Raw genomic sequence first — 21,767 nt, forward strand, 5'->3', positions numbered from 1 at the left:
CTATTTGCATTATATGGGATAAGCCTTATCCTCCTAAAATATAGGTAGCCAGTGAAAGAGTTCATTATGCTCCAACGGGTACGATAGCTCAATAACGCCTACAGACTGGATCGGCGGGGCCTTTTCTATGCAAACTGGCAGGATACTTGAGTTATTTTAGAAAAGAACACTACCAATAAAATGAATTGGCGGAGGCGGAGAATGGGAACTACGATAAACTATGAAGGCACTGCTAAAAAAGTAAATGAAGTCAAAATATTACGTTACATTGAAGATTACGCAAGGAGTCACGAGTGGCAGATTAACATTAACGATACCAATTCAATTATGGTTTCACCACACACAGATTGCGAATCTCTCGTTATATGTTTTAATGAAAACCAAAAGTTTTCTGGTTTTGTTAAAACCGGTTTTGCTCCAATTGAGATTCACCAACAAGTTGTAAAATTATTTTATGAGATAAAGCCAATGCTAAAGCATCTTAATATTGAAGATGAGAGTGGGTATTGGCTCGAATATATTGAAAAAGTATCTGGAAATACTGCCAAAGAGCTTTCGGAGTTTCCTGCAGTAAGTGAGAAGGATATTGTAAGGTCAGAGCTCCTTCAAATTCCTATGTATGCATCAGAGCTTGATCGAAGTTTTTGGAATTCAAACCCCAATTATATAGAACCATTTATGCATATTCCTACAGTGCGAGACAGAATGGGATATGATATATTGAACGGACCTTATATTTTGACTGCTGAGGAAATGGGGCAACTCTTAGGGAGTGAAGGTTTTACTGTTCCTCCAGAAGACTGGAAAGATGAAGTCTTTTATTTTATAAACTTGGCAATATTGTGGGCTTGGAAACGTTCAACTGGAATGAAAGCTACTATGATGAGAAGAAATAAATGTAGAGCCTTCGGATGGGCATTAGCACGGGGTTGTCATGGGTTTGGTGGAGGTTTTTTGGATCAGACACATCGGCGGGCACATCTTGCCATAGATAACTTAGAGCAAAAAGAAGGAGAACTAAGCCCAATAAGAAGTTTACAGATTTTGTATGGCCTTTTTGATTTCGTAGGTTTAAGATAGCAAAGTTTATTAAACTAACGGAAACGTTAGTTCAATGAAGGACTCTTCTATGGAGCTGTCCAATGACACAAATGTGCCAACATAATCTTTTCAGCAAAGCTTGAGAAATCAGGCTTATTTATTTTTATGTAGAGGAGATTTGTGTCAACAAATTATCGCCTTTTTGAAGCAAAAAGGATATTCCTTAGTAACGGTGCCAGAGCTTATTTCTAAAAGAAACTTTAAGAGAGGCTTGTTCTCTCAATTTCCCCTAGCAGCATCAAAGTGAAATCGCCCTATATGTCTAAGATCACTGTATCATTCTAACGGCGAATTCTATCGTTGGATATGCCTCTCTATTTACTTAGAACAATTTACAATGTCTTCATACACAGTTAATTGTCTTCAAACAATTCATCAGTAGAATAATGTTATAAGAAATTTTAAATTACTAGTCGGTGATGTGGGAACCTTCCCACATGAAAAGAGGTGTTTTATTTATTGAATTACACGATCAAAGACATTGCAAATATTTCGGGGGTATCGAAGTCAACTGTTTCACGCGTGATATCCAATACAGGCTATGTAGGTTCTGATGCGCGTAAAAAAGTGCTCCTTGCCATTGAGAAACTGCAATATAAACCCAATGCTATAGCCCGTGCCATGGTTTCCCGCCACACCAAAAATATCGGCGTTATTATTTACCGACAGCATCATCCGATTGCCTCCCATCCATTTTATGGAAAAATATTGGATGCTATACTGGAAAAGGCATCGGAATTAGGGTACTCGATATTTGTCATGACGGATAAAGAAATAACTAGCAGGTCAGCGGATTTTTTGCTAGAGAAACGGGTGGATGGGCTTATACTGATAAGCCGGCTGAATCAGGAATTGGTTTATTATTTTAAGAACTCACAAATTCCGTTTGTTATGGTTAACGGGACATCTGATGACAGTGACGTGATTCACCTCGTCAATGACGATGAGCAGGGCGGAGAGCTGGCAGCTGAACACATGCTGTCTATCGGACTGACAAGAATTGCCGTCATAGCCGGACCTCAGGAGCACCGCAGTCACTTTTTAAGGTTACAAGGCTTTCGGAAGACATATAACCAAAACGGTATTGAATTAGATGAAAATCAAATTTACTACGCTGATTCCTCGCAATTTGAAGAAGGTTACAAAGCTTTTCAAACTCTATGGGAACGTTCCCATAATTTCCAAGCCATTTTTGCAACAAACGACATGATTGCACTGGGAGCAATAAAGGCCATTTACGAAAAAGGGCTGCAAGTCCCCAAAGACATTGAAGTCGTAGGGTTTGACGATATTGATTATGCGGCGATGTCCAATCCATCTTTAACTACCGTTCACAGCGCCAAAACAAGAATGGGCCATGAGGCGGTATTGATGCTAGACGAATGTATACATGGACATACCAGACAGACCAAAATGCAAGTGTTTTCTGCTGTACTTAAAATCAGAAATTCTACAAAAGCAAAAATATTGGAGGATTAATCATAAATAAATCATTTCATCTGAAAGAAGTGAATTCCTTATGCGTTGGTATTTAAAAGGGCTAGGTCCTCGTAAAATTATTGAATTTATCGTTCTTGTAGTATTTATTATCTTCTTCTTAGGACCTCTGCTGAATTTAGCCATTTTGGCCTTCACCGGCACATGGAACTATCCAGATGTACTTCCGCACCAATGGTCTTTGAAATGGTGGACGTTTGTACTCCAGCAGGAGGATATCGCTAAATCGATTGGATTGTCGTTTCTTATTGCTTCAATCGTGACTGCATTGTCTATTGTACTCTGTATTCCGGCCGCCTACGCGTTCGCCCGAATCCCTTTCCCGCTCAGCCGCTTCTTCCTGTTTTCCTTTCTGCTCACGCACGCATTTCCGAAAATGGGGCTGTATGTGTCGATTGCGGTTCTGTTCTACAAGCTTGGTTTAATGAACACTTTGGTAGGCGTCGTATTGATTCATATGATTAACGTGCTCATGTTCATGACCTGGATTCCGACGGCCGCGTTCCGTAACGTTCATGCTGCCCAAGAAGAGTCAGCTAGGGATGTGGGAGCAAGTCCATTTCGAGTATTTCGCAGCATCACGCTTCCAATGGCAATGCCGGGCATTATTGTCGCTTCGATCTTTACGTTTTTGAATTCGCTCGATGAGGCGCAAGGCACATTCCTGGTTGGCATCCCTCATTATAAAACGATGCCGGTCGTCATGTATTCGATCATCGCCGACTATCCTGCATATGCCGGAGCTGTATTCTCGATCATTTTAACGGCGCCAACGATCATTCTGCTGCTCGTCGCGCAGCGATTCGTCAGCGCGGATATTATGTCCAGCGGATTTCAAATCAAATGACAGCGACAACGGATCAGATAAAAAAGGTGGTTAATATGGATATTCAACTTTCAGTACAAAAACTGACAAAACGCTATAAAACCGGAGAAGGCGTATCCGACATCTCGCTCGATGTTCTTAAAGGCGAGCTGATCACGCTGCTTGGTCCGTCCGGCTGCGGCAAAACGACGGTGCTGCGCAGCATAGGCGGGTTTCTCGACCCGGATTCAGGCGACATTCTCATTGAAGGCAAAAGCGTTCTGCAGGCTCCCCCGGAAAAACGCCCGACTTCAATGGTATTCCAGGGCTATAATCTTTGGCCGCATATGACCGTTTACGAAAATTTGGCGTTCGGCTTAAAATTACGAAAAATGAAGAAGGCCGAAATCGAACAAGCGATATCCGAAGTGCTGAAGCTCGTCCGATTGCCTGGGTCGGAGTACAAATATCCGTCTCAGCTTTCCGGCGGTCAACAGCAGCGGATTGCAGTTGCCAGATCGCTGCTGTTGAAACCGGCCGTTCTGCTGCTGGATGAGCCCTTCTCCGCACTCGACGCCAAACTTCGGCACGAGATGAGAGAAGAATTGCGTGAAATCCAGGCCAATACAGGTCTGACCATGGTGTTTGTCACCCATGATCAGGAGGAGGCGCTGTCGATCTCCGATCGCATCGTCGTCATGAACCATGGACACATCGAGCAAATTGCGTCGCCGCAGCATATTTATGATGAGCCCAATTCGCTCTTCGTCGCGCAATTTATCGGTAAAATGAATTTTGTTAAGGGGGTGGTAGCGGGCGATCGGGTGAGCGTTGGGCAACAGTCATTCCCGAATTACAAACAGCTTTCCGGAAATGTGAAACTGGCAATTCGTCCTGAAGATGTAACCGTAAATGGCAATGAAGGACAAGGCCTTTCAGGAACGATCAAGCAGATTATGGTACTGGGGCATTATGCTGAAGTATCCATTCATTTGCGGGATCACGGAACTATTCGAGCCTTTCAACCACGTCATAACGTCAAAGAACTTCATACTGGCCAAGAAGTAGATGTAATCTTTGCAAAAGTAATTGCTTTTCCGGAATCCTAACTATTATTAAGGAGGAATTTATCCATGTTTAACAAGAAAACCGCCATTATGCTTACGACTCTATTCACCATCACCGGTACTGTATTAGCAGGCTGCGGCATGAAAGAGACCCCTGCAAGTGTCAATCCCGCTTCCAGCTCCAAGCCTGCTGCACAGCCTGTAGAAATTTCGCTTTATGTGACAAGCTCGCAAAACGTTAAGGATTTCTGGAATGCAGTCATTCCTAAATTCGAGAAACAAGTACCGGATGTGAAAGTAAATTTGGTATTCACTGCATCCGGCACGGGATCCCAACCGACATATGACCGCATTCTTGCTGCCAAGCAAGCGAATAAAGGCTCAGGCGATATCGATATCCTTGAAGACTCCTTGGCAGCTGTGACGCGCGGCCAAAAAGACGGTCTTTGGGAGACAGTAAGCACCGATAAAATTTCGAACTTGGGCAAGGTTGATCCTTCGACGATGAAAGATATTTCCAATATGGCTGTTCCATATCGTTCATCCGCTGTCGTGTTGGCTTATAACAGCGACAAAGTAAAAAAACCTCCGGCCAACTTGGACGAATTGTACGCTTGGATCAAAGCGAATCCGCAAAAATTCGCTTATAATGACCCGTCCACCGGCGGTTCCGGCAGCTCTTTTGTAACGACGTCAATTTATAAATCATTGCCGACTGAAGCGATTCACAGTTCCGATCCAAGCATTCTGAAGCAATGGGATCAAGGTTTTGCGCTGCTGAATGATCTTGGAAAATATGTGTACGGCAAAGGCATTTATCCGAAGAAAAATCAAGGAACGCTTGATTTGCTTACTAGCGGAGAAGTTGACATGATTCCGGCATGGTCCGATATGGTTCTCGATCAAACCGCTAAAGGCCAACTGCCAAAATCGACAAAAATGACGCAAATTACGCCAGGGTTTAACGGAGGACCTGCCTATTTGATGGTACCTCAGCTTTCCACGAAAAAAGAGGCTGTCTATAAATTCCTGAACTACGTCATGTCTCCGGAAGCGCAATCCGTCGTCGTCGATAGCTTGCACGGCTTCCCGGGCATCCAGCTTTCGAGTATGCCGCAAGACGTTCAAGACGCTTTCAAAGGCGCTGCAGCAGGATTCCGCTCTTTCAATATCGGCGAACTGGACAAAGAGATAAATAAACGTTGGCAAAGTGAAGTTGCTGCCCAATGAGCAAACAGGTAAAAATGGGGATATTGGGATTACTTATGGTAATCCCCTCTTTTTTATTGCTGTTCGTCACCGTTGTCATTCCGATTGTCATTTCGTTTAAAGAAAGCTTAACCAACAAGGCCGGCGGCTACGATTTGTCCAATTATCAATATTTATTTACAAATAAGCTGATGCGGTCAAACATCATTTTCACACTGGAAGTTACGATCATTTCCGTCATTCTCGTGCTGATCATCAGCTATGCGCTGGCCGTATACATGAGATTCAATACCGGAGCATTGGCTGGCTTGATTCGCAAAACGTACATGATTCCCATCTTTATTCCGTCCGTTATCGCTACGTACGGTTTAATCCAGTTGCTGGGCAACCATGGTTGGATCGCCCGCATTTTGGAGACGGCACATGCGGGACCGCTGCCGCGCATCATTTTCGATATGAAAGGGATCATTATTGCCCAATTGTGGTTTAATATTCCGTTTACGACCATGCTACTCGGTTCCGCCTTATCCGGAGTCCCGAACTCGGTTATCGAAAGCGCGAAGGACGTTGGAGCCGGCGGCTTGCGAATCTTTTTCCGATTTGTGCTGCCTCTTACCTTTAAAACCACGCTTGTTGCGGTCACCTTTGCATTTATGGGCGTTCTCGGTTCGTTTACGGCTCCCTTTCTGCTTGGACCCAACGCACCGCAAATGCTGGGTGTATCGATGGAGCAAATTTTCAACGTATTCCAGGAAAGACAACTGGCTGCAGCGACTGCTTTCTTTACGTTCCTGCTATGCTCCGTGATGGGGTATTTTTATATCCGTAGCATGATTAAAGAAGAGAACGCGAAACTATCATGAGCCGAATCATCCTTGATGTACATGGGCAAGTGACGCCTGCTTCTTCGAAAACGCATATTTCCAATAAGTTTCACCTCAGTCAGCCAAGAGGAAAACTATCGATCAGCTTATCGATGAGCCGGTGTCGGTCACCTATCTTAACATCAACGATGACGATGAGAGCATGACAACCCGAGCCGTTCGCGCAATCACAGCAGGCAAAGCTTCTGTGACGATCGGACCGCTCGTAACGTTGGAAATCAACACCGATCTTTCTTCATACAGATTGATGATCGTATATGTTCTGCCGACATAGAATCCATTGCAGTATTTGATAAATCCTCCGGATAGAGCCTGAACCAAGATGCATGTGTAAAGGATGAATGAATGATGAATCAAGCAAGAGAACAAACCTTACTACAGTCAGCAATAGAGTATGCCAAACAAGCAGGGGATCTCATTCGCGGGCGAGTGGGCAATTTAGGAGACATTCAGGAGAAAAAGAACGGCTCCGATTTAGTAACTAAAGTGGATATGCTCAGCGAATCATTATTGCGGAATCATATTTTAAAGGATTACAGCGACCATTGGATTTTGTCGGAAGAAGATAACGGTACGTTGAATTCCTATGAAGCCTTGCAGAAAAAGGGATCCGGCCTAGGCTGGATTATTGATCCGATCGACGGGACCACCAATTTTATCCACGGAATTCCCCATTTTGCTGTATCGATAGGCATTGTTCGGGATCAGGAACCTTTCATCGCTGTCGTTTATAACCCGTTGACGGATGAATTATTCCATGCCAGAAAACATTTTGGAGCTTTCCGCAACGGTGAGCCCATCCAAGCGGGAAAAGAAAAACGATTAGGCGAATCCTTGCTTGCCGCAGGCTTCCAGGCTGAGGAATGGGGACCTAATTCTCTTCTTTTGAAGCAGATGGACAAGTTGGCGGGAAACTGCCGCAATCTGCGGATGCATGGGGCAGCCAGTCTCGATTTGTGCTGGGTCGCCATGGGGAGGTTGACCGGCTTCTGGCATAGTGGTCTACATCCCTGGGATACTGCGGCGGGTGTGTTGATTGTTCGTGAAGCAGGAGGTCAAGTAACCGACAATCACGGTAATCCATATCAGCTGCATCATGACACATTGGTTGCTTCAAACGGAAAGATTCATTCTGAATTTCTATCCGGGATAGAGCTTTAAGGGGTTTCCTTGTTGAAAAATTTTGAACTATCAAGAAACAAAAGCACAATCAAGAAAACCCAGTCTAACTGTGGAAGGACAAGCACATATGGATAACCAGAAACTCATCGCTCAGTTCCGAAATCTTACACGCAACACGAAATGGGAGCAAAAAGATAAGATTGATCTACAATTTAACAACTACCACTCACAAGGAATGGTTCGAATCGGGGACCTCTTTTATTTGTCCTCGGTTGAACTTATCGAAAAGCCAGTAAAATATGACCAGCCCCAGCACGGCTATGACCGTACTACTGGAAAGGGAATCGGTCACCTGTTTGTCTTTGATAAACAGGGGAAGCTTGTGAATGATATGCTCTTGGGTGAAGGGAACATCTATCACCCAGGTGGTATTGATTTCGATGGTAATCATATATGGGTACCTGTCGCCGAATACCGACCCAACAGCCAATCTATTGTTTACAAAGTAGATCCTAAGACAATGAAAGCAGAAGAATCGTTCCGAGTCCATGATCATATCGGAGGATTGGTCCGTGACGGTCAAAATGGAAAGCTTATAGGTAACAGCTGGGGTTCGCGCAAGTTCTATGAATGGAACCAAAATGGGCAGCAGCTGCTTGTGAAAGAAAACTCGAGTCACTTTGTGGATTATCAAGATGGTCATTATGTAGGCGAAGGGAAAATGATTTTGAGCGGTATCTCTGAGCTGGTCAATCCTGCAAGTCGCAATTCCAAGCCGTTCGAGCTGGGTGGATTAGCCCTGATAGACGCGAAAACGTTGGATACGATTCATGAAGTACCCATCACTGAGTTTTCTCCGCAAGGACACGTAATTACCCGTAATCCGGTGTTCGTGGAGAACGCCGGTCAAGAGCTGCGTCTTTATGCTGTACCGGATGACGATCACGGGTCTATGCTGGTATATGAAACAAGCAATTTGAATAATAAACTATAATCTTGGAGTAGGACTCATGGCTAGCAAGGTGACTTTTCCCGTACCACATTGACGAAAAGGCGCCGCAGCAGTCTGCTTAGTGGGTGCAAACTTGAAAGAGGAAGAGCTTGGGAAAAACAATCACTGATAGATCAATCGTGAAAACCTATGGTTGCAACCTTCAGCACTTCATAAAAATAATTTATAAGAAAATGCCGGATATGTTCTGAACGAGCTGAAACGAGGCTCGTCCGGGAATGGTCCGGCTTTTTTACCATATCAAAGGAAACATCGAAGTTACCCGCAATTTGAAACACCTTAAAAAACATTTCTTGAGAAGAGGATTTTTGATCAACCGCAAAAAAGATTAGATTTCATTAAGGAATGGAATGTTTTAGAAATGGTCCAAATTCATAATACAGGATAGATAACATTTGTGTCGTTAATGTAGGTAGATTTGTGTCATTAGACAATTGTTGTAAAAGGACAAGAACCTATATCCATTGCTATGATGGAGTTCTTCACATATTATCTCACTTTTCCAGAGTGTAGTTAAACCAATTTAAATACTATTTAAGGTCATCACACAAGGAATAAACAATTATATTAGTGCTAAGAACATATATCTATTGCCGAATTATTGTACAATAACATATATCACAAGAACTTATATAGTTAGATGATTTTTTGGACAAGAACAAAGTATTATTACCATAGCCGAAACGGCTCAAAAAGTTGTGATTTGTTAACCTGTTCACTTCTCCTCAAATTAATCTGTGTATAAGTTGATTGCAGCTCTGTAGCCTGTTGAGCTAACGGGCAGAATAGCGCAACTCGAAAGTGAAAATATGGTATATATTACAACAGATCGGATTAGTAATTAGATGTTGAGTTTTCAATACACAAGAGGGCTTATATTATGAAAAGAGGATTTGTCCATTTTTTCCTTGACTTCGTTTTTGGAGAATACGTACTTTAAAAAGAATGAAATGGAGGCGATAGTATAATGGAGTCGAACTGCGTCTTTTGTAAAATTGTCGACAGAAAACTTCCAGCAAAAGTAGAATATGAGGATGACCAGGTTATAGTATTTCACTGTAAAGACCCTTCTGCCCCTGTTCATTTGCTGGCTGTCCCGAAAAAACACATTCCAACCTTGATGAACGTAGAAGAAGCAGACCTAACTGTTATCTCTCACATTCATAAGATTGCACAGCAGATGTACCGTCAGTTTAATCTCGAAGGCATGAGTATGAATAATAACTGCGGGGAAAAAGGCGGGCAGGATGTGTTTCACGTACATTACCATATCAAGGGATGGATATAATGGAAATCAAATTATATGGAGTTATTTATGGATGCAAATGTTGTTGCACTAACGGATACGCTAGTTCAATACAAATAGATTAAAACCTCTCATTAGAAGAAAACCTAGATTTAATAGGACTAATGGGAGGTTTTATTATGAATATAAGTCAATTGTGGAAACTGTATGAGGCCGATAAGCGCATCCAGGGATTTAGTATACAAACTCTAAAAGCTTACGCCCTGCAGCTAAGAATGTTGGTTAATGAACTTGGAGATATCCATATTTCAGATGTTACCCTACAGCTGTTAAAGGAATATTTAGCGAAACAATCTGATCGATTGAAGCCAAGTAGTTTAGGACATCGTATCCGCTTTGTTAGATCTTTGTTTCGCTTTGCATACGAAGAAACCTATCTAACATCAAACCCATCACTCAAATTAAGAGAGCCTAAGATGGAAAAACGTATTCCGAAGTTTTTAATCGAGGAAGATGTGATACATTTGAAGATCTCTTGTCTATCCATGCGGGAACGAGCTCTTCTAGAGTTCCTGTACACTACTGGTTGCCGAGTTGGCGAAGTGCAAAAGATAAACATTGAAGATTTGAACTGGGAGAATTGCTCTGCAATCGTTAATGGTAAGGGTTCGAAGCAAAGAGAAGTTTATTTCACTACCGAATGCAAGGTCTGGTTGAAGAAGTATTTGGCAAGTCGCAATGACTCTTGTAAAGCCTTGTTTGTAACCGACACTAATCCTACTCGCAGGATGGCCATTCCCACGATCAGGTGGTCAATAAAACGGCTTGCAGATCGGGGAGAGGTAGCAACCAACGTGTACCCTCATCGTTTTCGTCATACTTATGCGTGCCAGTTGCTGGACAACGGAGCACCTTTGGATTTCATTCAAGGCATGCTGGGACATGAGAAGGCATCGACCACTCAAATATATGCACAGCTCCGCGGCGAGCGCAGAAGAGAGCTTTATCGTCGATTCTTTTAGGTGTTCTCTGCCATTTTGTAATGATAGTTTAAATCAGATTAATAGCACCTATAGTCCAGGTCGGTAATAAGTTGACCAAAACAAGACTTTAATTATCCAGTTATCATGCTGTTTTGGGAAACTAAGCAAGACATATAATATTGGCTGGTAAGGAGCTGCGTGCATGGATTACCAGGAGGCAGAAGAGTTTCTCATAAAGAAGTTGCGCAAATACATAGAAGGGTATGTTTATGATGCTGATCTATCGAGTAGCGAGTGTTTGAAAGTGATTGTGGAGATAGTACGTACCTATCCCATCAGTGGGGAGGAAAATGTAAATGATATTTGAGAAAAAGTGCAGATATATACCACAATAACTGCTAAAGGGTAGAAAAGTTCCAATATGTGTTAATATTGATTTGTCGGAACCATTAATTAGCACGAAAAATCATAGGTTATTTAAATGAATTATTGAACAAAACGTAAAGACTGAAGTTACTTGGGGGAGATATAATGCGTAAAGAGGGTATGGTTTCTTTGTGGGTTGGGAAAATGTCTGAAAAAACAAGGCTAGATGATTATGTAGAGATACCGTATCCTGAAGACGACGAGAGCGATGAAATCATGCCATCCAAATTCGGTAAGGATTTTGATATAAACTACTACGATGAAGATTTTATTGAATGTTCGTTTTTTAAGTGAGAAATTTTGAATCTTAAAAACTTACTTACTCAAAACTCATACTCAGAAGTAATTTCTTCAAGATTCATTGAGATTAATGGAGATCTAGTCAGACCTGGAGTAAATGTAGCAATTCTACTTTATAATTTTGATTATATTGGTAGTGTGTCTGAGATTAATAATATGGATTATAGTCTAAAGTACTTAGGTTCGACTAGATACAATGAAATAACTTCTTGAGATAACACTCCATTCCGTTAACTGGGAACGATAGTTCAGGGCTTGCCACGAGGCAGCTCCTTTTTCATTTATTGAAGTAACGGACAGTTTTTTCGGTGGAAGACAGAGATGCTTACGCTGAGATTTTCGGATTGGTAAAGAATGGTTGAATATAAATTTAACCTTCCAATGAACTGAACTTTATTGCATCATTATTAGGTAAGAAAGCTTGATTGCAAACTGGTGGGGGTAGAATAATGGAGTTACTCATAGATAAAGTAGATTCGGATCGAAAAGAAATATTAAGAAATTTAATGACGTTGTTTTTACACGACTTATCCGAATTCATTGAAGGCATAAATTTAAATTCGGATAATGGGCTTTTCGAATTCGATGTTCTTGACATGTTTTTTGATAAAGAGGGACTATCACCATTTTTTATTAATTTAAATGGTAAACCAATAGGCTTTATTCTATTGCAAAGTGGTCCATTTTCAAATCAAGAATATGCAGATTTTGTGTTGAATTCCTTCTTTATTCTCAGAAACCAGAGAAGGAAAGGGATTGGAAAATTAGCTTGTAACAAGTTTTTTGAAATGTATCCTGGTAGATATGCAATTAGCCAGGCACAATCCAACACTCCAGCCTTAAAATTTTGGAAAAGTGTCTATGAATCAAATGGGGTAATGCCTTATGAAAAAGAAGAGATTGAGGAAGGAATAAGCGTAGTTTATCAATACTTCAAAACTCATTAATTATTAAATTAACGGATAACGATAGTTAAGTTGAGCAGACTGCCGTGGCAGTCTGCTTTGTTCGTTGAAGTAACGGGCAGATTAATTTAAGAAGTCCAATTTTTAATCTATTTTATCCCCAAACTTCTTCCCGAAATGTTCCATTAAATTAATAATGGGGATTAGTTCCTCTCCTTTCAATGTTAATGAATATTCAACACGCGGAGGTACCTCTGGATAAATTTTGCGATTAATTAAGCCATCCGCTTCTAATTCTCGAAGTTGTTTTGTTAGGGATCCTTGTGAAATTCCCCCTAAATGAGTCTTAATTTCATTATATCGACGCGGGTTAAACTTTATAAACCAAAGAATTAGATACTTCCAACGTCCCGAAAGTATGTTTTGAGTATAGGCGATGCCATATACCTCTCTATGATCTTTCTTACATTCTTCACTAAATTCATCCTCATTTATTCTAGACACCTTAATCAACTCATTTCTGCTGTTAGGTACGAAAAAGTGTACTATGTCAATTTTTATTGCCTTCTTCAAATATCCGAGCAACATATATATATTAGTATATGTATACAGATTACTCAATCAAGGGACCATGAAATAGGATATTGGAGGAATGGAAATGAGATTTGGAATTATAGGTGCAGGACCAATTGGATCTAATATTGCGAAAAAATTGGTTGATAATGGACATGATGTCAAGATTGCAGACGCTCGTGGGATTGAACGCTTGGAAGGGAAAAATCTTACAGGAACACCTGTGATCGTAGAAGATGTCATTAAAAATATCGATGTTCTTATAACATCGATCCCTTTCTATGCATTGCCAAGCATTCGCAACATTATAGATAAAGTTGGGGAGGAAGTCGTCGTTGTAGACACTTCAAATTATTATCCTCAAATCAGCGGTAAAATCGAAGACGTGGAGAACGGAATGGTTGAAAGTGTTTGGGTGTCCAATCATTTAGGAAGACCCATCATTAAAGCGTTCAACAATTTCTTAGCCTATACGCTAGAGCATCATGGAACTCCCGAAGGGACGGATGGACGCATTGCTATAGCGGTTGCTGGCGATGACCTATCCCATAAACAAATCATCATGGGTGTAGCAAACGATCTAGGCTTCGATGCCGTAGATAGCGGTTCTTTAAGCGATTCGTGGAGACAACAGCCAGGAACCCCAGCGTACTGCACCGAACTTACAAAAGAGGAACTAGCTATAGCCTTAACGAAAGTGAATAAAGAAAAAGCGCCACTTCTGCGCGAAAAGGTCATGGAAAAGCTGATAGCTTCAGGTGGAACATTTTCCGTTCATGATGTTGTTAAAGCAAATAGAGAAGTATTCAATTCATAAATTACAAATCCCTGTACCTTCAACTAACGGGAAAACGATAGCGGAAGAGAAGCTGCCTTGAGGCAGCTTCTTTTTGGTTTCCATTCAACTATCGGGCAGGTTAGTGCAATTTCTGTCAATCAAAAATTAAAAACACAAAAAAAATTGACTTCGAGTGTACTCGAAGTCGTAGACTATATTCTAAGGTCAAGCATGAACTTTTGACGCTGATTGGATATGTTCCGGTATATCGTACTTTCCTCCACATTGTGGGTTATTGTTAACTGGATTCCAGGTATCGTCCAAATGACCAGTCAAGACACTTTCGTAGTAAGCCTTCTTCTCTTTTATGTGCATTAATTGAAGGTTGTACTCATGGATTTTCGCTTCTAGTTCTATTTCTTGTTTTGCAATAAGCCCAGCCCTTTCAGGAATCGTCTCATCACCTTGCAAACACATGGCAATGTAATGTTTGACTTCTGAAATCGGCAACCCTGAAATACGAAAGCAATGCACCATTCGCAACCAATCCAGATCATGCTCAGAGAATAAGCGATTGTTTCTGGCGTTTCTCGAAACGAAAGGTATTAATTGTTGGTCATCATAGTAACGGATCGTATGTTTTGTAAGACCAGTTATTTCAGATACATCTTTTACCGTATATTTAGGTTCATGTAATGTCTGATTCAAAATTTCGCCCCCTTGCTATTGACTTCGAGTTACTCGAATACTTTATGATGTCATTGTACCAATGTTGTGAGCGCTCATCAACTGGTAATCTCCTTTGTCGTTACCCGACAAGGAATAGAGAATTGTTTGGTTGACTACTTTTGGATTGCGAATAAACGCTTTAACTTATGACAACAATTACTACAGTTTATAAATGAATAATTAGAAAGAGGCTAAAAAATGAACACAAAATATAACAACTTGCTTGAATCCTTCTCATTCAAAAATGGAGTAACCCTCAGAAATCGTGTCGTTATGTCACCTATGACCACTTGGTCAAGTAATGACGATTACACGATTTCAGATGAAGAAGTGAACTATTACAAAAAAAGAGTAAATGGCGTAGGTCTAGTTATAACAGGATGTACACATGTCCAAGCAAACGGTATCGGTTTTACGCATGAGTTCGCAGCATATGACGATAAGTTCATTCCAAGTTTACGGAAATTGCGGATGCTGCGAAAAGTGGGGGGGCTCCTGCAGTTCTTCAAATTTTCCATGCAGGCAATAAAGCACTGCCGGCTTTAACTCCAAATGGTGAAGTCGTTAGTTCCAGCGCTGTAGAGACGGAAGCTACGGCATTCGCTCCTTCCCTGACGCCTAGAGCACTGTCACACGATGAAATTTTGGATGTGATTCATGCGTTTGGCGAAACAACAAGACGAGCCATTGAGGCAGGGTTTGATGGCGTTGAAATTCATGGTGCGCATGGATTTTTACTTCAAAACTTCTTTTCTCCTTTTTTCAACAGACGTGAGGATCAATGGGGAGGCGATCTAGAAAATCGCTTGCGTTTCCCATTGGCAGTCATTCAGGAAATGAACAATGTGATTAAAAAACATGCAACAAAACCGTTTATATTCGGCTACAGAATTTCTCCTGACGAATCTGAAGAAGGCGGTTTAAGAATGAAGGATACCTATGCCTTAATTGATCGCCTGATTGTAGAAGGTGTTGATTATGTGCATACTTCATTGGTTAATGCCCTTTCGTCAAAGCCAGTCGATAGTCAAGATGAAAAAACATATGTTGAATTAATTGTGGAACATGTAAACGGCAGAATACCTGTAATGGCTGCTGGTTCTATGTTAACTCCGGATGACGTTGCAACAACAATAGATAAGGGTCTATCCCTAGCAGCGGTTGGTCATGCGTTAATCATGAACCCAGACTGGGTAGAAAAGATTCAGAATGGAAAAGAAGCTGAGATTGAGACAGTAATTAAAACTTCAAAAGTAAGCGAGCTTGAGCTTCCCGAAAAACTTTGGAATGTCATTCAAGCTTCAGGTCCATGGTTTACAATCGAAGAATAACATTGTCGTATTGCTTGTCCGTCCGAGGAATTTCAAGGAAGCAGAATCAGCACTTCATTAAGCTAACGGGGAACGATAGTTGACTAGAGACACCGCGGTAGCCGGATAGACCATCGGCTGCCGTTTTCCATTAAAGTAACGGCAGCATAGTCAACATTACTTGTCAGTAATTTAGAAGATTCAATCGAATATTATAAGAAACTTGGATTCAAGTATGAACTAATTGGTGGACCTGATGTACAACATGTCCATATGAGTAGAGACGCGGTTACTTTCATTTTACATCCTGCGAAGAATAAAAGTGATGTTAAGCCCTTTTCCTCGGTCGAAGGTGGATTATACTTCGACGCTTTTTGTTATACAGATGTAAATACGAATTCTTGAAGAGTTTAAAACAAAAGGAATAGAAATTGGTAAAGGACCTGATTTAAATGACTTTTTTAGTGAATTTACGATTAAAGATCCAGATGGATATAGAATTTCATTCGGTGGATAGAATCTGGCAATCAATACCTTCGTTACGCAACGGAAAACTATAGTTGAGGGGCTTGCTTCACGTCAACTCCTCTTTTGTTTGCGATATCAAAAGATTATAGAGGCAAAGGCTACACCACCCAAGCCGCACAAGGAATTATTAATTATTTGTTTGAGAACACCAATTGAGGTACTTAACGCTATAGCTATAATACGTAACATACCATCGAACAGAGTAATACAAAAATGTGGTTTCGATTTTCTAAACATGATTGAGATTAATAACGAGATTTATAATTATTACAAACTTACTGCTGCGTTATTGTCTATTATAATTGAAAGAGCATGACTTTTGGCATAGAGCATGAAATTTATCATGCTTTAGGATCAAATGTTGTGCTCTTTTTGATGTAAAGACATGACTTTCCACAGGTTTGCATGCGCGCTATTCTTGTTAAAATCTAAGTAATGAAAACAAAAGAAGGATAGGCGTGAAAAAATTTGGCTTAACGGTTCGATTCGTCCTTGTGGTTGTTGTTATTACATTAGTGGTTGGAACTTTGTATGAAGTAATTTGTTTTCTGAACTATTAAGAGACTAGGGTGTACGCTATCCCATTATGTACCGCGGAGGTGTAAGGGAACATGAAGGTAACAAACCGCAAATTATTGGCGCTGTCCATAACTCTACTTGTCTTTCTTGGTTACTCCTTTTTCAGTTTAAATCACAAAAAAGACATCGTGAAAGCTCAAGATGCGATGACAACAGCGAATGAAATTTCGAACACGCCAGACGAAACGGCTATTTTTGCAGGTGGCTGCTTCTGGTTGCTGGAAGAGGTATTTGAGAAGCTTGATGGTGTGTTAGGCGTTGAAAGCGGCTATACGGGAGGCCATAAGGAAAATCCTACTTATGAAGAAGTGGGGTCTCAAACTACGGGACATCTCGAATCGGTGGAAGTTCGATATAACCCGAATCAGATTTCGTATGATAAACTACTGCAAATTTTCTGGCGAAACGTTGATCCAACGGATGCAGAGGGACAATTTGCTAATCGCGGCAGCGAATATCAAACCGCCATATTTTATAAAAACAACGAACAAATGGAGTTGGCTGAGGCGTCTAGAGATGCTTTAGTAGCTTCAGAAAGGTTCAAAAAACCGATTATAACGAAGATTGAATCTGCATCGACGTTTTACAAGGCGGAAGCAGAGCATCAAAACTTTTTCAAGAATAACCCGATCAGTTTCAAAATCAATTTGCTCGGCTCAGGCCGCGACGCAAGCTTAGATAGAATCTGGGGGAGTGACAGAAACGTGAACATTCAAAAAGGTTTTAATAAGGAAGAAAAGCTGAAAACGCTGACCAAACTCCAATATGAGGTCACTCAACATGGGGTGGACGAAGAGCCATTTAATAACGAATACTGGGACAACAACGAGCAAGGCATTTACGTGGATATCGTTTCCGGCGAGCCGCTGTTTAGCTCGAATGACAAATTTGATGCAGGTGTAGGCTGGCCAAATTTCACAAAACCACTGGAGCCCAACAATCTGATTGTGAAAAATAGCTATGGCTTTGTGTCTGTAGCTCCCGAGGTTAAAAGCAAGAATGCCGATTCCTTTCTTGGCCACAAGTTCAATAACGGTCCCAAACCAACGGGAGTACGATACTGCATTAATTCTGCGGCTTTAAAATTTATACCGAAGCATGAACTTGAAGAAAGAGGCTACGGTGCGTATGTCAAGCTTTTTGATGAACAGTCATGATGAGTTCGATTTTGATTTTCATAAACCAAAAACAGCTCTCGAAATTTGATTTACTCCATTTACGGTAGAGTAGTTAAACCAGTTATTGGAGTTGGAACAAATTCAGAGCAACTGTCGCCGCATAATTTGCCGCATGCTTGGAAGGTGTGATGGGTACTATATTTAAGGATGCGAATGGCTATGTACTAGCCATGAAAATGGGCATCGCTATCAGAGGCCGTATTAACCAGAGTGGCTGAGGAAAGCGTTCGCGGAAGCCCATCTAGTTTGCCATATGCCAAAGCAACCCGTGGCATATCGAATTAGTAACGAACGCAGTTGGTTTATCAGCGCACAAAAAGTATAAAATAATCCAGTAATAAAAGGAGAGTTCCGGAAATGGTAAAAATGGAAAAGAAATTATATACGGCTACTGTAAACGTTAAAGGCGGAAGAGATGGCAAAGCTGTTTCCAACGATGGCAATCTTAACTTGGACTTGAGATATCCTAAGGAATTAGGGGGTAACGGAGCTGGAACAAACCCAGAACAACTCTTCGCCGCAGGATTTGCCGCATGCTTTGAAGGTGCGATGGGTACTATTCTTAGAAAAAAGAATATTAAAGCGGAAGGTATAACAATCGTTTCTAATGTTACGCTTGGCAAGGATGCGAGCGACGGCTATGTACTAGCCATGAATATGGACATCACTATAAGTGGCGTAGAAACAAGCGTGGCTGAGGAAATCGTCGCGGAAGCCCATCTGGTTTGCCCATATGCCAAAGCAACCCGTGGAAATATCGAAGTAGTAACTAACGTAGTTGGTTAATCAGCACACAAACCGATGAGAATAGCAATTCGTGATTACGTCAATCACTAGATGAACAGACTGACAATACAAAGCACTGCCGCACCCATCTGAGTGAGAGTTCATTTCACATGGGTTTTTTTGATGTAAAACGAGTTTGTGGCTTTTTCGTTTTATGGGGTAGGGTGTAAAGAATAAGCGGACCGCTTGATTGTGACACAAACCCTATGTAGTTTCTTGTCGTGTGACAAGAACATTATCTCATTCCCGACGGATTGCAGTGACCTTAATGATTAAACGGGCAGGATAGTTAAACAAAAGCAACTGCGAAATGCCCGTAACTACGGGCTTTTTTGTTTTAATGTAGGTTCACACTTTTAGTTGCAGCAGGAGGATGTGGAAATTTGTAGAATTGAATAACGAATCTTATGCAATGGAGTGATTATCATGAAAACGACGGCCATCGCTATAGGAATAAGTGTACTTGCTTTCCTTTATCATCCCTTTACGACTACTGCCGCTGAACCGAACATTACCGTTACAGTTAATGAAACGCCCCTAGTGCTGCACATCCCGCCTGTGATCGTCGACGGCACGACGATGGTTCCCTTCCGTCCGTTAATGGAGAATCTGGGTCTGCAGGTGGAATGGGCTGAAGAGAGCCGCACTATTCAGGCATCCAGACATGCCGTGAAGCTTGAGCTTCAGCTCGGCCAAGCCACAGCCGTGCTCAATGATGAACCTGTACCGCTCGATGCCGCACCACAGTTGATCGAGGAAAGCACCTTTGTCCCTCTTCGCTTTATCGCGGAGGCAACCGGAAATCAGGTAGAGTGGGATCCGGGGGCTAGATCCATTTCTATTCGAGGACCGGAATGGGTCAAGTTTGTGCCGCATTTCGGCAACGGAAGCTTCGTTCCAGGTCAAGTGCCCGATAGAGCCGCTGCCATGGACGTGTTTAAAGCAAAGGATACACTGCATATCGTATGGTGCTCTTTCGATAAGGAGTCATGGACGTTTAAGGTGTATTTGTCCGCGGGGAAGTATGATGAATGGATCGTTCGGGAGAAGGTCGTGCTGGAGCTGCCGGTGTATGAATCAGAGATGGCCTCTAAACAACCGCCTGTGTTGTTGTGGGGAAATGCGATTTATTATGATGATGCAGAGGGCTTGAAGCGAGTGATGTTCATTGAGAAGGGTGACACTGTCTCGTCCGAAACTATCATCCGGCTGCCGCGTGCGAAGGACACGATCCGACCGCTGCATAAGGTCATTTCGGATAAAAAGGAGGGCATTCTATGGGCAACCGAAATCGGGTTTCAGCTGTATTTCCTCGACGACCTGAAAAAGCCGATAGATGTTGCCATTCCTCCGTTCAGTGAGCTTTCCTTGGCATACAACCGGAACGATCCTTTGTTCCTGGATCCAAACCATACCTATTTGACGTTGAAGACAGACATATTCGGAGGAGCCTTGGTCCGGTATAATCTTCCTGCCTCAGCCTTCGTTCAGGACGATACGAAGAAGGTACGCAAGCAGTACAGGTCAGCACCGGACGGTATCAAGCCTGTAGGCGGACAGCTTATTCTTCACAAGGGAAAGCTGTATAGCTTTTATACGACAAATCATGGCGCACAAGACACCCTTAACATAGACGTACTTGACCCGGTCACTTTGGAGATCCAAGAGGATTATCGAAACCTGGCTTCCATTTATGCGATTACGACGATCACTGGAAACGAAATGCACTTGTGGCAAATGGAAAGTGACAGCGGCATCCTGGATCTTGCTGTGTTTCGGCTGCCGTAGAGACAAGGGGGCTCGCAGCCTAGACGCCGGCTCCTTGTTCGGTTTTCTCTGTCATATCAGATGGGAATGCCGGTATCCGTCAAGATCCATTTGGTAACGTTCTTGGCATTATGTATAATTCTCACTATTTAGAGATTCTGAACTCCAGAATTCATGGACGATTAGAACAATCATAATAGATAAATTGTACGCTCCCACAACGAGAATGCCTTAAGCTAACGAAGAACGAGATTAATACAATTCCAATGAACGCCAGCCGTTTTATGAAAATGAAAAACAATTCTGGGAGACTAGACGTAAAGGAGGACTTATGAAGGTTATTAAAGGTATTACGTCTAATGGTCTTAATTACATTGATGAATCTGGAATTGATAAATTTGTTAACTTTAAGGAATGCAATGAGAACTGGATTAGTTACAGAAAAAGAAGTGAAAGCTTGGATGACGAAAAGATAGAAAACATTAGATTAAATGATAGATGTATAGGACAAAGAGATATTTGCTTGCGGCCTTACTTTATAGAGTTCTTCACTAGGTTTGAGTTCGATGAAGAAGAAGCATTTAAACAACTCATAAGTGATATAATTTCTGCTGGTTGGTCTATATACGATTTAAGTTAAATTATATTTGTCCAATGACACAAATGTGCCTACATTACTTTGAATGCAAATGCCTGAGGAATCAGGCTTTTTTATTTTTATGTAGGAGGATTTGTGTCATCTAAAAATGCACAAATGTCCCAACATTGTAGTCTGGCGACACAAATTCACCTACATTATAGGAGATCGATTTTTGGATCGGATCACTCAAGAGATTCTCCACTTGCCAACAAAATAAACCTAACCGCTCAACTAAACATTCCTGTTAGTCCTAAGAATTGGACTTTGAAAGAAAAGGAGCGCCTCGGTATGATGGGTTTGTCAAAGGTTTTAACCCAACACCATCAAGGAGGCGCTCTTATT

Annotated in this window: 22 protein-coding genes and 1 pseudogene; 21 read left to right on the forward strand and 2 right to left on the reverse strand. The window is 41.6% G+C overall.

What is annotated here, in order from left to right:
- Positions 1-201: 201 nt before the first annotated feature.
- The 14 genes from AC58U0_RS32415 (at position 202) to AC58U0_RS32480 (ending at position 12,599) form a co-directional block, all read left to right on the forward strand.
- Positions 202-1,080, forward strand: a complete 879-nt coding sequence (locus AC58U0_RS32415; RefSeq protein WP_497382893.1) for a hypothetical protein — start codon at positions 202-204, stop codon at positions 1,078-1,080.
- 480 nt (positions 1,081-1,560) lie between these two features.
- Positions 1,561-2,580: a LacI family DNA-binding transcriptional regulator gene (locus AC58U0_RS32420; RefSeq protein ID WP_497382894.1), complete on the forward strand. Its 1,020-nt coding sequence runs from the start codon at positions 1,561-1,563 to the stop codon at positions 2,578-2,580.
- Positions 2,581-2,620: 40 nt separating this feature from the next.
- Complete coding sequence (locus tag AC58U0_RS32425) at positions 2,621-3,445, forward strand: ABC transporter permease (RefSeq protein WP_497382895.1); 825 nt, start codon at positions 2,621-2,623, stop codon at positions 3,443-3,445.
- 35 nt (positions 3,446-3,480) lie between these two features.
- Complete coding sequence (locus AC58U0_RS32430) at positions 3,481-4,512, forward strand: ABC transporter ATP-binding protein (RefSeq protein WP_497382896.1); 1,032 nt, start codon at positions 3,481-3,483, stop codon at positions 4,510-4,512.
- Positions 4,513-4,536: 24 nt separating this feature from the next.
- Positions 4,537-5,700: an extracellular solute-binding protein gene (locus AC58U0_RS32435; protein ID WP_497382897.1), complete on the forward strand. Its 1,164-nt coding sequence runs from the start codon at positions 4,537-4,539 to the stop codon at positions 5,698-5,700.
- Positions 5,697-6,542: an ABC transporter permease gene (locus AC58U0_RS32440; RefSeq protein WP_497382898.1), complete on the forward strand. Its 846-nt coding sequence runs from the start codon at positions 5,697-5,699 to the stop codon at positions 6,540-6,542. The genes AC58U0_RS32435 and AC58U0_RS32440 overlap by 4 nt, the downstream gene beginning before the upstream one ends.
- Positions 6,543-6,705: 163 nt before the next feature.
- The gene (locus tag AC58U0_RS32445; RefSeq protein ID WP_497382899.1) at positions 6,706-6,837 is read left to right on the forward strand and encodes a hypothetical protein; all 132 of its coding nucleotides are present in this window, start codon (positions 6,706-6,708) and stop codon (positions 6,835-6,837) included.
- A gap of 74 nt (positions 6,838-6,911) precedes the next feature.
- Complete coding sequence (locus AC58U0_RS32450; protein ID WP_497382900.1) at positions 6,912-7,724, forward strand: inositol monophosphatase family protein; 813 nt, start codon at positions 6,912-6,914, stop codon at positions 7,722-7,724.
- A gap of 88 nt (positions 7,725-7,812) precedes the next feature.
- Positions 7,813-8,679 (forward strand): DUF6454 family protein, encoded by an 867-nt coding sequence (locus tag AC58U0_RS32455; RefSeq protein WP_497382901.1) that lies wholly within the window; start codon positions 7,813-7,815, stop codon positions 8,677-8,679.
- A gap of 985 nt (positions 8,680-9,664) precedes the next feature.
- Positions 9,665-9,985, forward strand: coding sequence for an HIT domain-containing protein (locus AC58U0_RS32460; protein WP_497382902.1), 321 nt, complete (start codon positions 9,665-9,667; stop codon positions 9,983-9,985).
- Positions 9,986-10,122: 137 nt separating this feature from the next.
- On the forward strand, positions 10,123-10,965 hold the full coding sequence (locus AC58U0_RS32465; protein WP_497382903.1) for a tyrosine-type recombinase/integrase: 843 nt from the start codon (positions 10,123-10,125) through the stop codon (positions 10,963-10,965).
- A gap of 163 nt (positions 10,966-11,128) precedes the next feature.
- Entirely contained in the window at positions 11,129-11,293 is a 165-nt protein-coding gene (locus tag AC58U0_RS32470; protein WP_497382904.1) for a hypothetical protein, read from the forward strand.
- Between the two features lie 164 nt (positions 11,294-11,457).
- Entirely contained in the window at positions 11,458-11,646 is a 189-nt protein-coding gene (locus AC58U0_RS32475; RefSeq protein WP_497382905.1) for an immunity 22 family protein, read from the forward strand.
- A 455-nt stretch (positions 11,647-12,101) separates the two neighbouring features.
- Complete coding sequence (locus tag AC58U0_RS32480; RefSeq protein ID WP_497382906.1) at positions 12,102-12,599, forward strand: GNAT family N-acetyltransferase; 498 nt, start codon at positions 12,102-12,104, stop codon at positions 12,597-12,599.
- 102 nt (positions 12,600-12,701) lie between these two features.
- On the opposite strand, the gene AC58U0_RS32485 is transcribed toward AC58U0_RS32480, so the two are convergent.
- Entirely contained in the window at positions 12,702-13,061 is a 360-nt protein-coding gene (locus tag AC58U0_RS32485; protein WP_497382907.1) for a winged helix-turn-helix transcriptional regulator, read from the reverse strand.
- Positions 13,062-13,215: 154 nt separating this feature from the next.
- On the opposite strand from AC58U0_RS32485, the gene AC58U0_RS32490 reads away from it, so the two are divergent.
- On the forward strand, positions 13,216-13,947 hold the full coding sequence (locus tag AC58U0_RS32490; RefSeq protein ID WP_497382908.1) for an NADPH-dependent F420 reductase: 732 nt from the start codon (positions 13,216-13,218) through the stop codon (positions 13,945-13,947).
- Positions 13,948-14,133: 186 nt separating this feature from the next.
- Here the strand turns inward: AC58U0_RS32490 and AC58U0_RS32495 are convergent, their stop codons facing one another.
- Positions 14,134-14,616: a MerR family transcriptional regulator gene (locus tag AC58U0_RS32495; protein WP_497382909.1), complete on the reverse strand. Its 483-nt coding sequence runs from the start codon at positions 14,614-14,616 to the stop codon at positions 14,134-14,136.
- 219 nt (positions 14,617-14,835) lie between these two features.
- On the opposite strand from AC58U0_RS32495, the pseudogene AC58U0_RS32500 reads away from it, so the two are divergent.
- From AC58U0_RS32500 to AC58U0_RS32525, 6 genes and pseudogenes are all read left to right on the forward strand, one after another.
- Positions 14,836-15,968 (forward strand): annotated as a pseudogene (locus tag AC58U0_RS32500) (NADH-dependent flavin oxidoreductase).
- Positions 15,969-17,200: 1,232 nt separating this feature from the next.
- Positions 17,201-18,211 carry a peptide-methionine (S)-S-oxide reductase MsrA gene (msrA, locus tag AC58U0_RS32505; RefSeq protein ID WP_497382914.1) on the forward strand — a complete coding sequence of 337 codons (1,011 nt, stop codon included), beginning with the start codon at positions 17,201-17,203 and terminating at the stop codon, positions 18,209-18,211.
- Between the two features lie 378 nt (positions 18,212-18,589).
- Complete coding sequence (locus AC58U0_RS32510) at positions 18,590-19,018, forward strand: organic hydroperoxide resistance protein (RefSeq protein WP_307442810.1); 429 nt, start codon at positions 18,590-18,592, stop codon at positions 19,016-19,018.
- 426 nt (positions 19,019-19,444) lie between these two features.
- Positions 19,445-20,806, forward strand: a complete 1,362-nt coding sequence (locus tag AC58U0_RS32515) for a copper amine oxidase N-terminal domain-containing protein (protein WP_497382910.1) — start codon at positions 19,445-19,447, stop codon at positions 20,804-20,806.
- A 310-nt stretch (positions 20,807-21,116) separates the two neighbouring features.
- Positions 21,117-21,425, forward strand: a complete 309-nt coding sequence (locus AC58U0_RS32520; protein ID WP_497382911.1) for a hypothetical protein — start codon at positions 21,117-21,119, stop codon at positions 21,423-21,425.
- Positions 21,426-21,518: 93 nt separating this feature from the next.
- Positions 21,519-21,767: hypothetical protein (locus AC58U0_RS32525; protein ID WP_497382912.1), on the forward strand; the 249-nt coding region annotated here is incomplete at its 3' end.

The sequence above is a fragment of the Paenibacillus sp. J31P190 genome, assembly GCF_059692075.1.

Excerpts from the sequence above, each read along its gene's own strand:
- AC58U0_RS32415 (WP_497382893.1), top strand. The coding sequence starts at position 202 with ATGGGAACTACGATAAACTATGAAGGCACTGCTAAAAAAGTAAATGAA.
- AC58U0_RS32455 (WP_497382901.1), top strand. The coding sequence starts at position 7,813 with ATGGATAACCAGAAACTCATCGCTCAGTTCCGAAATCTTACACGCAAC.
- AC58U0_RS32430 (WP_497382896.1), top strand. The coding sequence starts at position 3,481 with ATGGATATTCAACTTTCAGTACAAAAACTGACAAAACGCTATAAAACC.
- AC58U0_RS32440 (WP_497382898.1), top strand. The coding sequence starts at position 5,697 with ATGAGCAAACAGGTAAAAATGGGGATATTGGGATTACTTATGGTAATC.
- AC58U0_RS32425 (WP_497382895.1), top strand. The coding sequence starts at position 2,621 with ATGCGTTGGTATTTAAAAGGGCTAGGTCCTCGTAAAATTATTGAATTT.
- AC58U0_RS32520 (WP_497382911.1), top strand. The coding sequence starts at position 21,117 with ATGAAGGTTATTAAAGGTATTACGTCTAATGGTCTTAATTACATTGAT.
- AC58U0_RS32445 (WP_497382899.1), top strand. The coding sequence starts at position 6,706 with ATGACAACCCGAGCCGTTCGCGCAATCACAGCAGGCAAAGCTTCTGTG.
- AC58U0_RS32460 (WP_497382902.1), top strand. The coding sequence starts at position 9,665 with ATGGAGTCGAACTGCGTCTTTTGTAAAATTGTCGACAGAAAACTTCCA.
- AC58U0_RS32515 (WP_497382910.1), top strand. The coding sequence starts at position 19,445 with ATGAAAACGACGGCCATCGCTATAGGAATAAGTGTACTTGCTTTCCTT.
- AC58U0_RS32465 (WP_497382903.1), top strand. The coding sequence starts at position 10,123 with ATGAATATAAGTCAATTGTGGAAACTGTATGAGGCCGATAAGCGCATC.
- AC58U0_RS32490 (WP_497382908.1), top strand. The coding sequence starts at position 13,216 with ATGAGATTTGGAATTATAGGTGCAGGACCAATTGGATCTAATATTGCG.
- AC58U0_RS32480 (WP_497382906.1), top strand. The coding sequence starts at position 12,102 with ATGGAGTTACTCATAGATAAAGTAGATTCGGATCGAAAAGAAATATTA.
- AC58U0_RS32510 (WP_307442810.1), top strand. The coding sequence starts at position 18,590 with ATGGTAAAAATGGAAAAGAAATTATATACGGCTACTGTAAACGTTAAA.
- AC58U0_RS32475 (WP_497382905.1), top strand. The coding sequence starts at position 11,458 with ATGCGTAAAGAGGGTATGGTTTCTTTGTGGGTTGGGAAAATGTCTGAA.
- msrA (WP_497382914.1), top strand. The coding sequence starts at position 17,201 with ATGACAACAGCGAATGAAATTTCGAACACGCCAGACGAAACGGCTATT.
- AC58U0_RS32450 (WP_497382900.1), top strand. The coding sequence starts at position 6,912 with ATGAATCAAGCAAGAGAACAAACCTTACTACAGTCAGCAATAGAGTAT.
- AC58U0_RS32435 (WP_497382897.1), top strand. The coding sequence starts at position 4,537 with ATGTTTAACAAGAAAACCGCCATTATGCTTACGACTCTATTCACCATC.
- AC58U0_RS32470 (WP_497382904.1), top strand. The coding sequence starts at position 11,129 with ATGGATTACCAGGAGGCAGAAGAGTTTCTCATAAAGAAGTTGCGCAAA.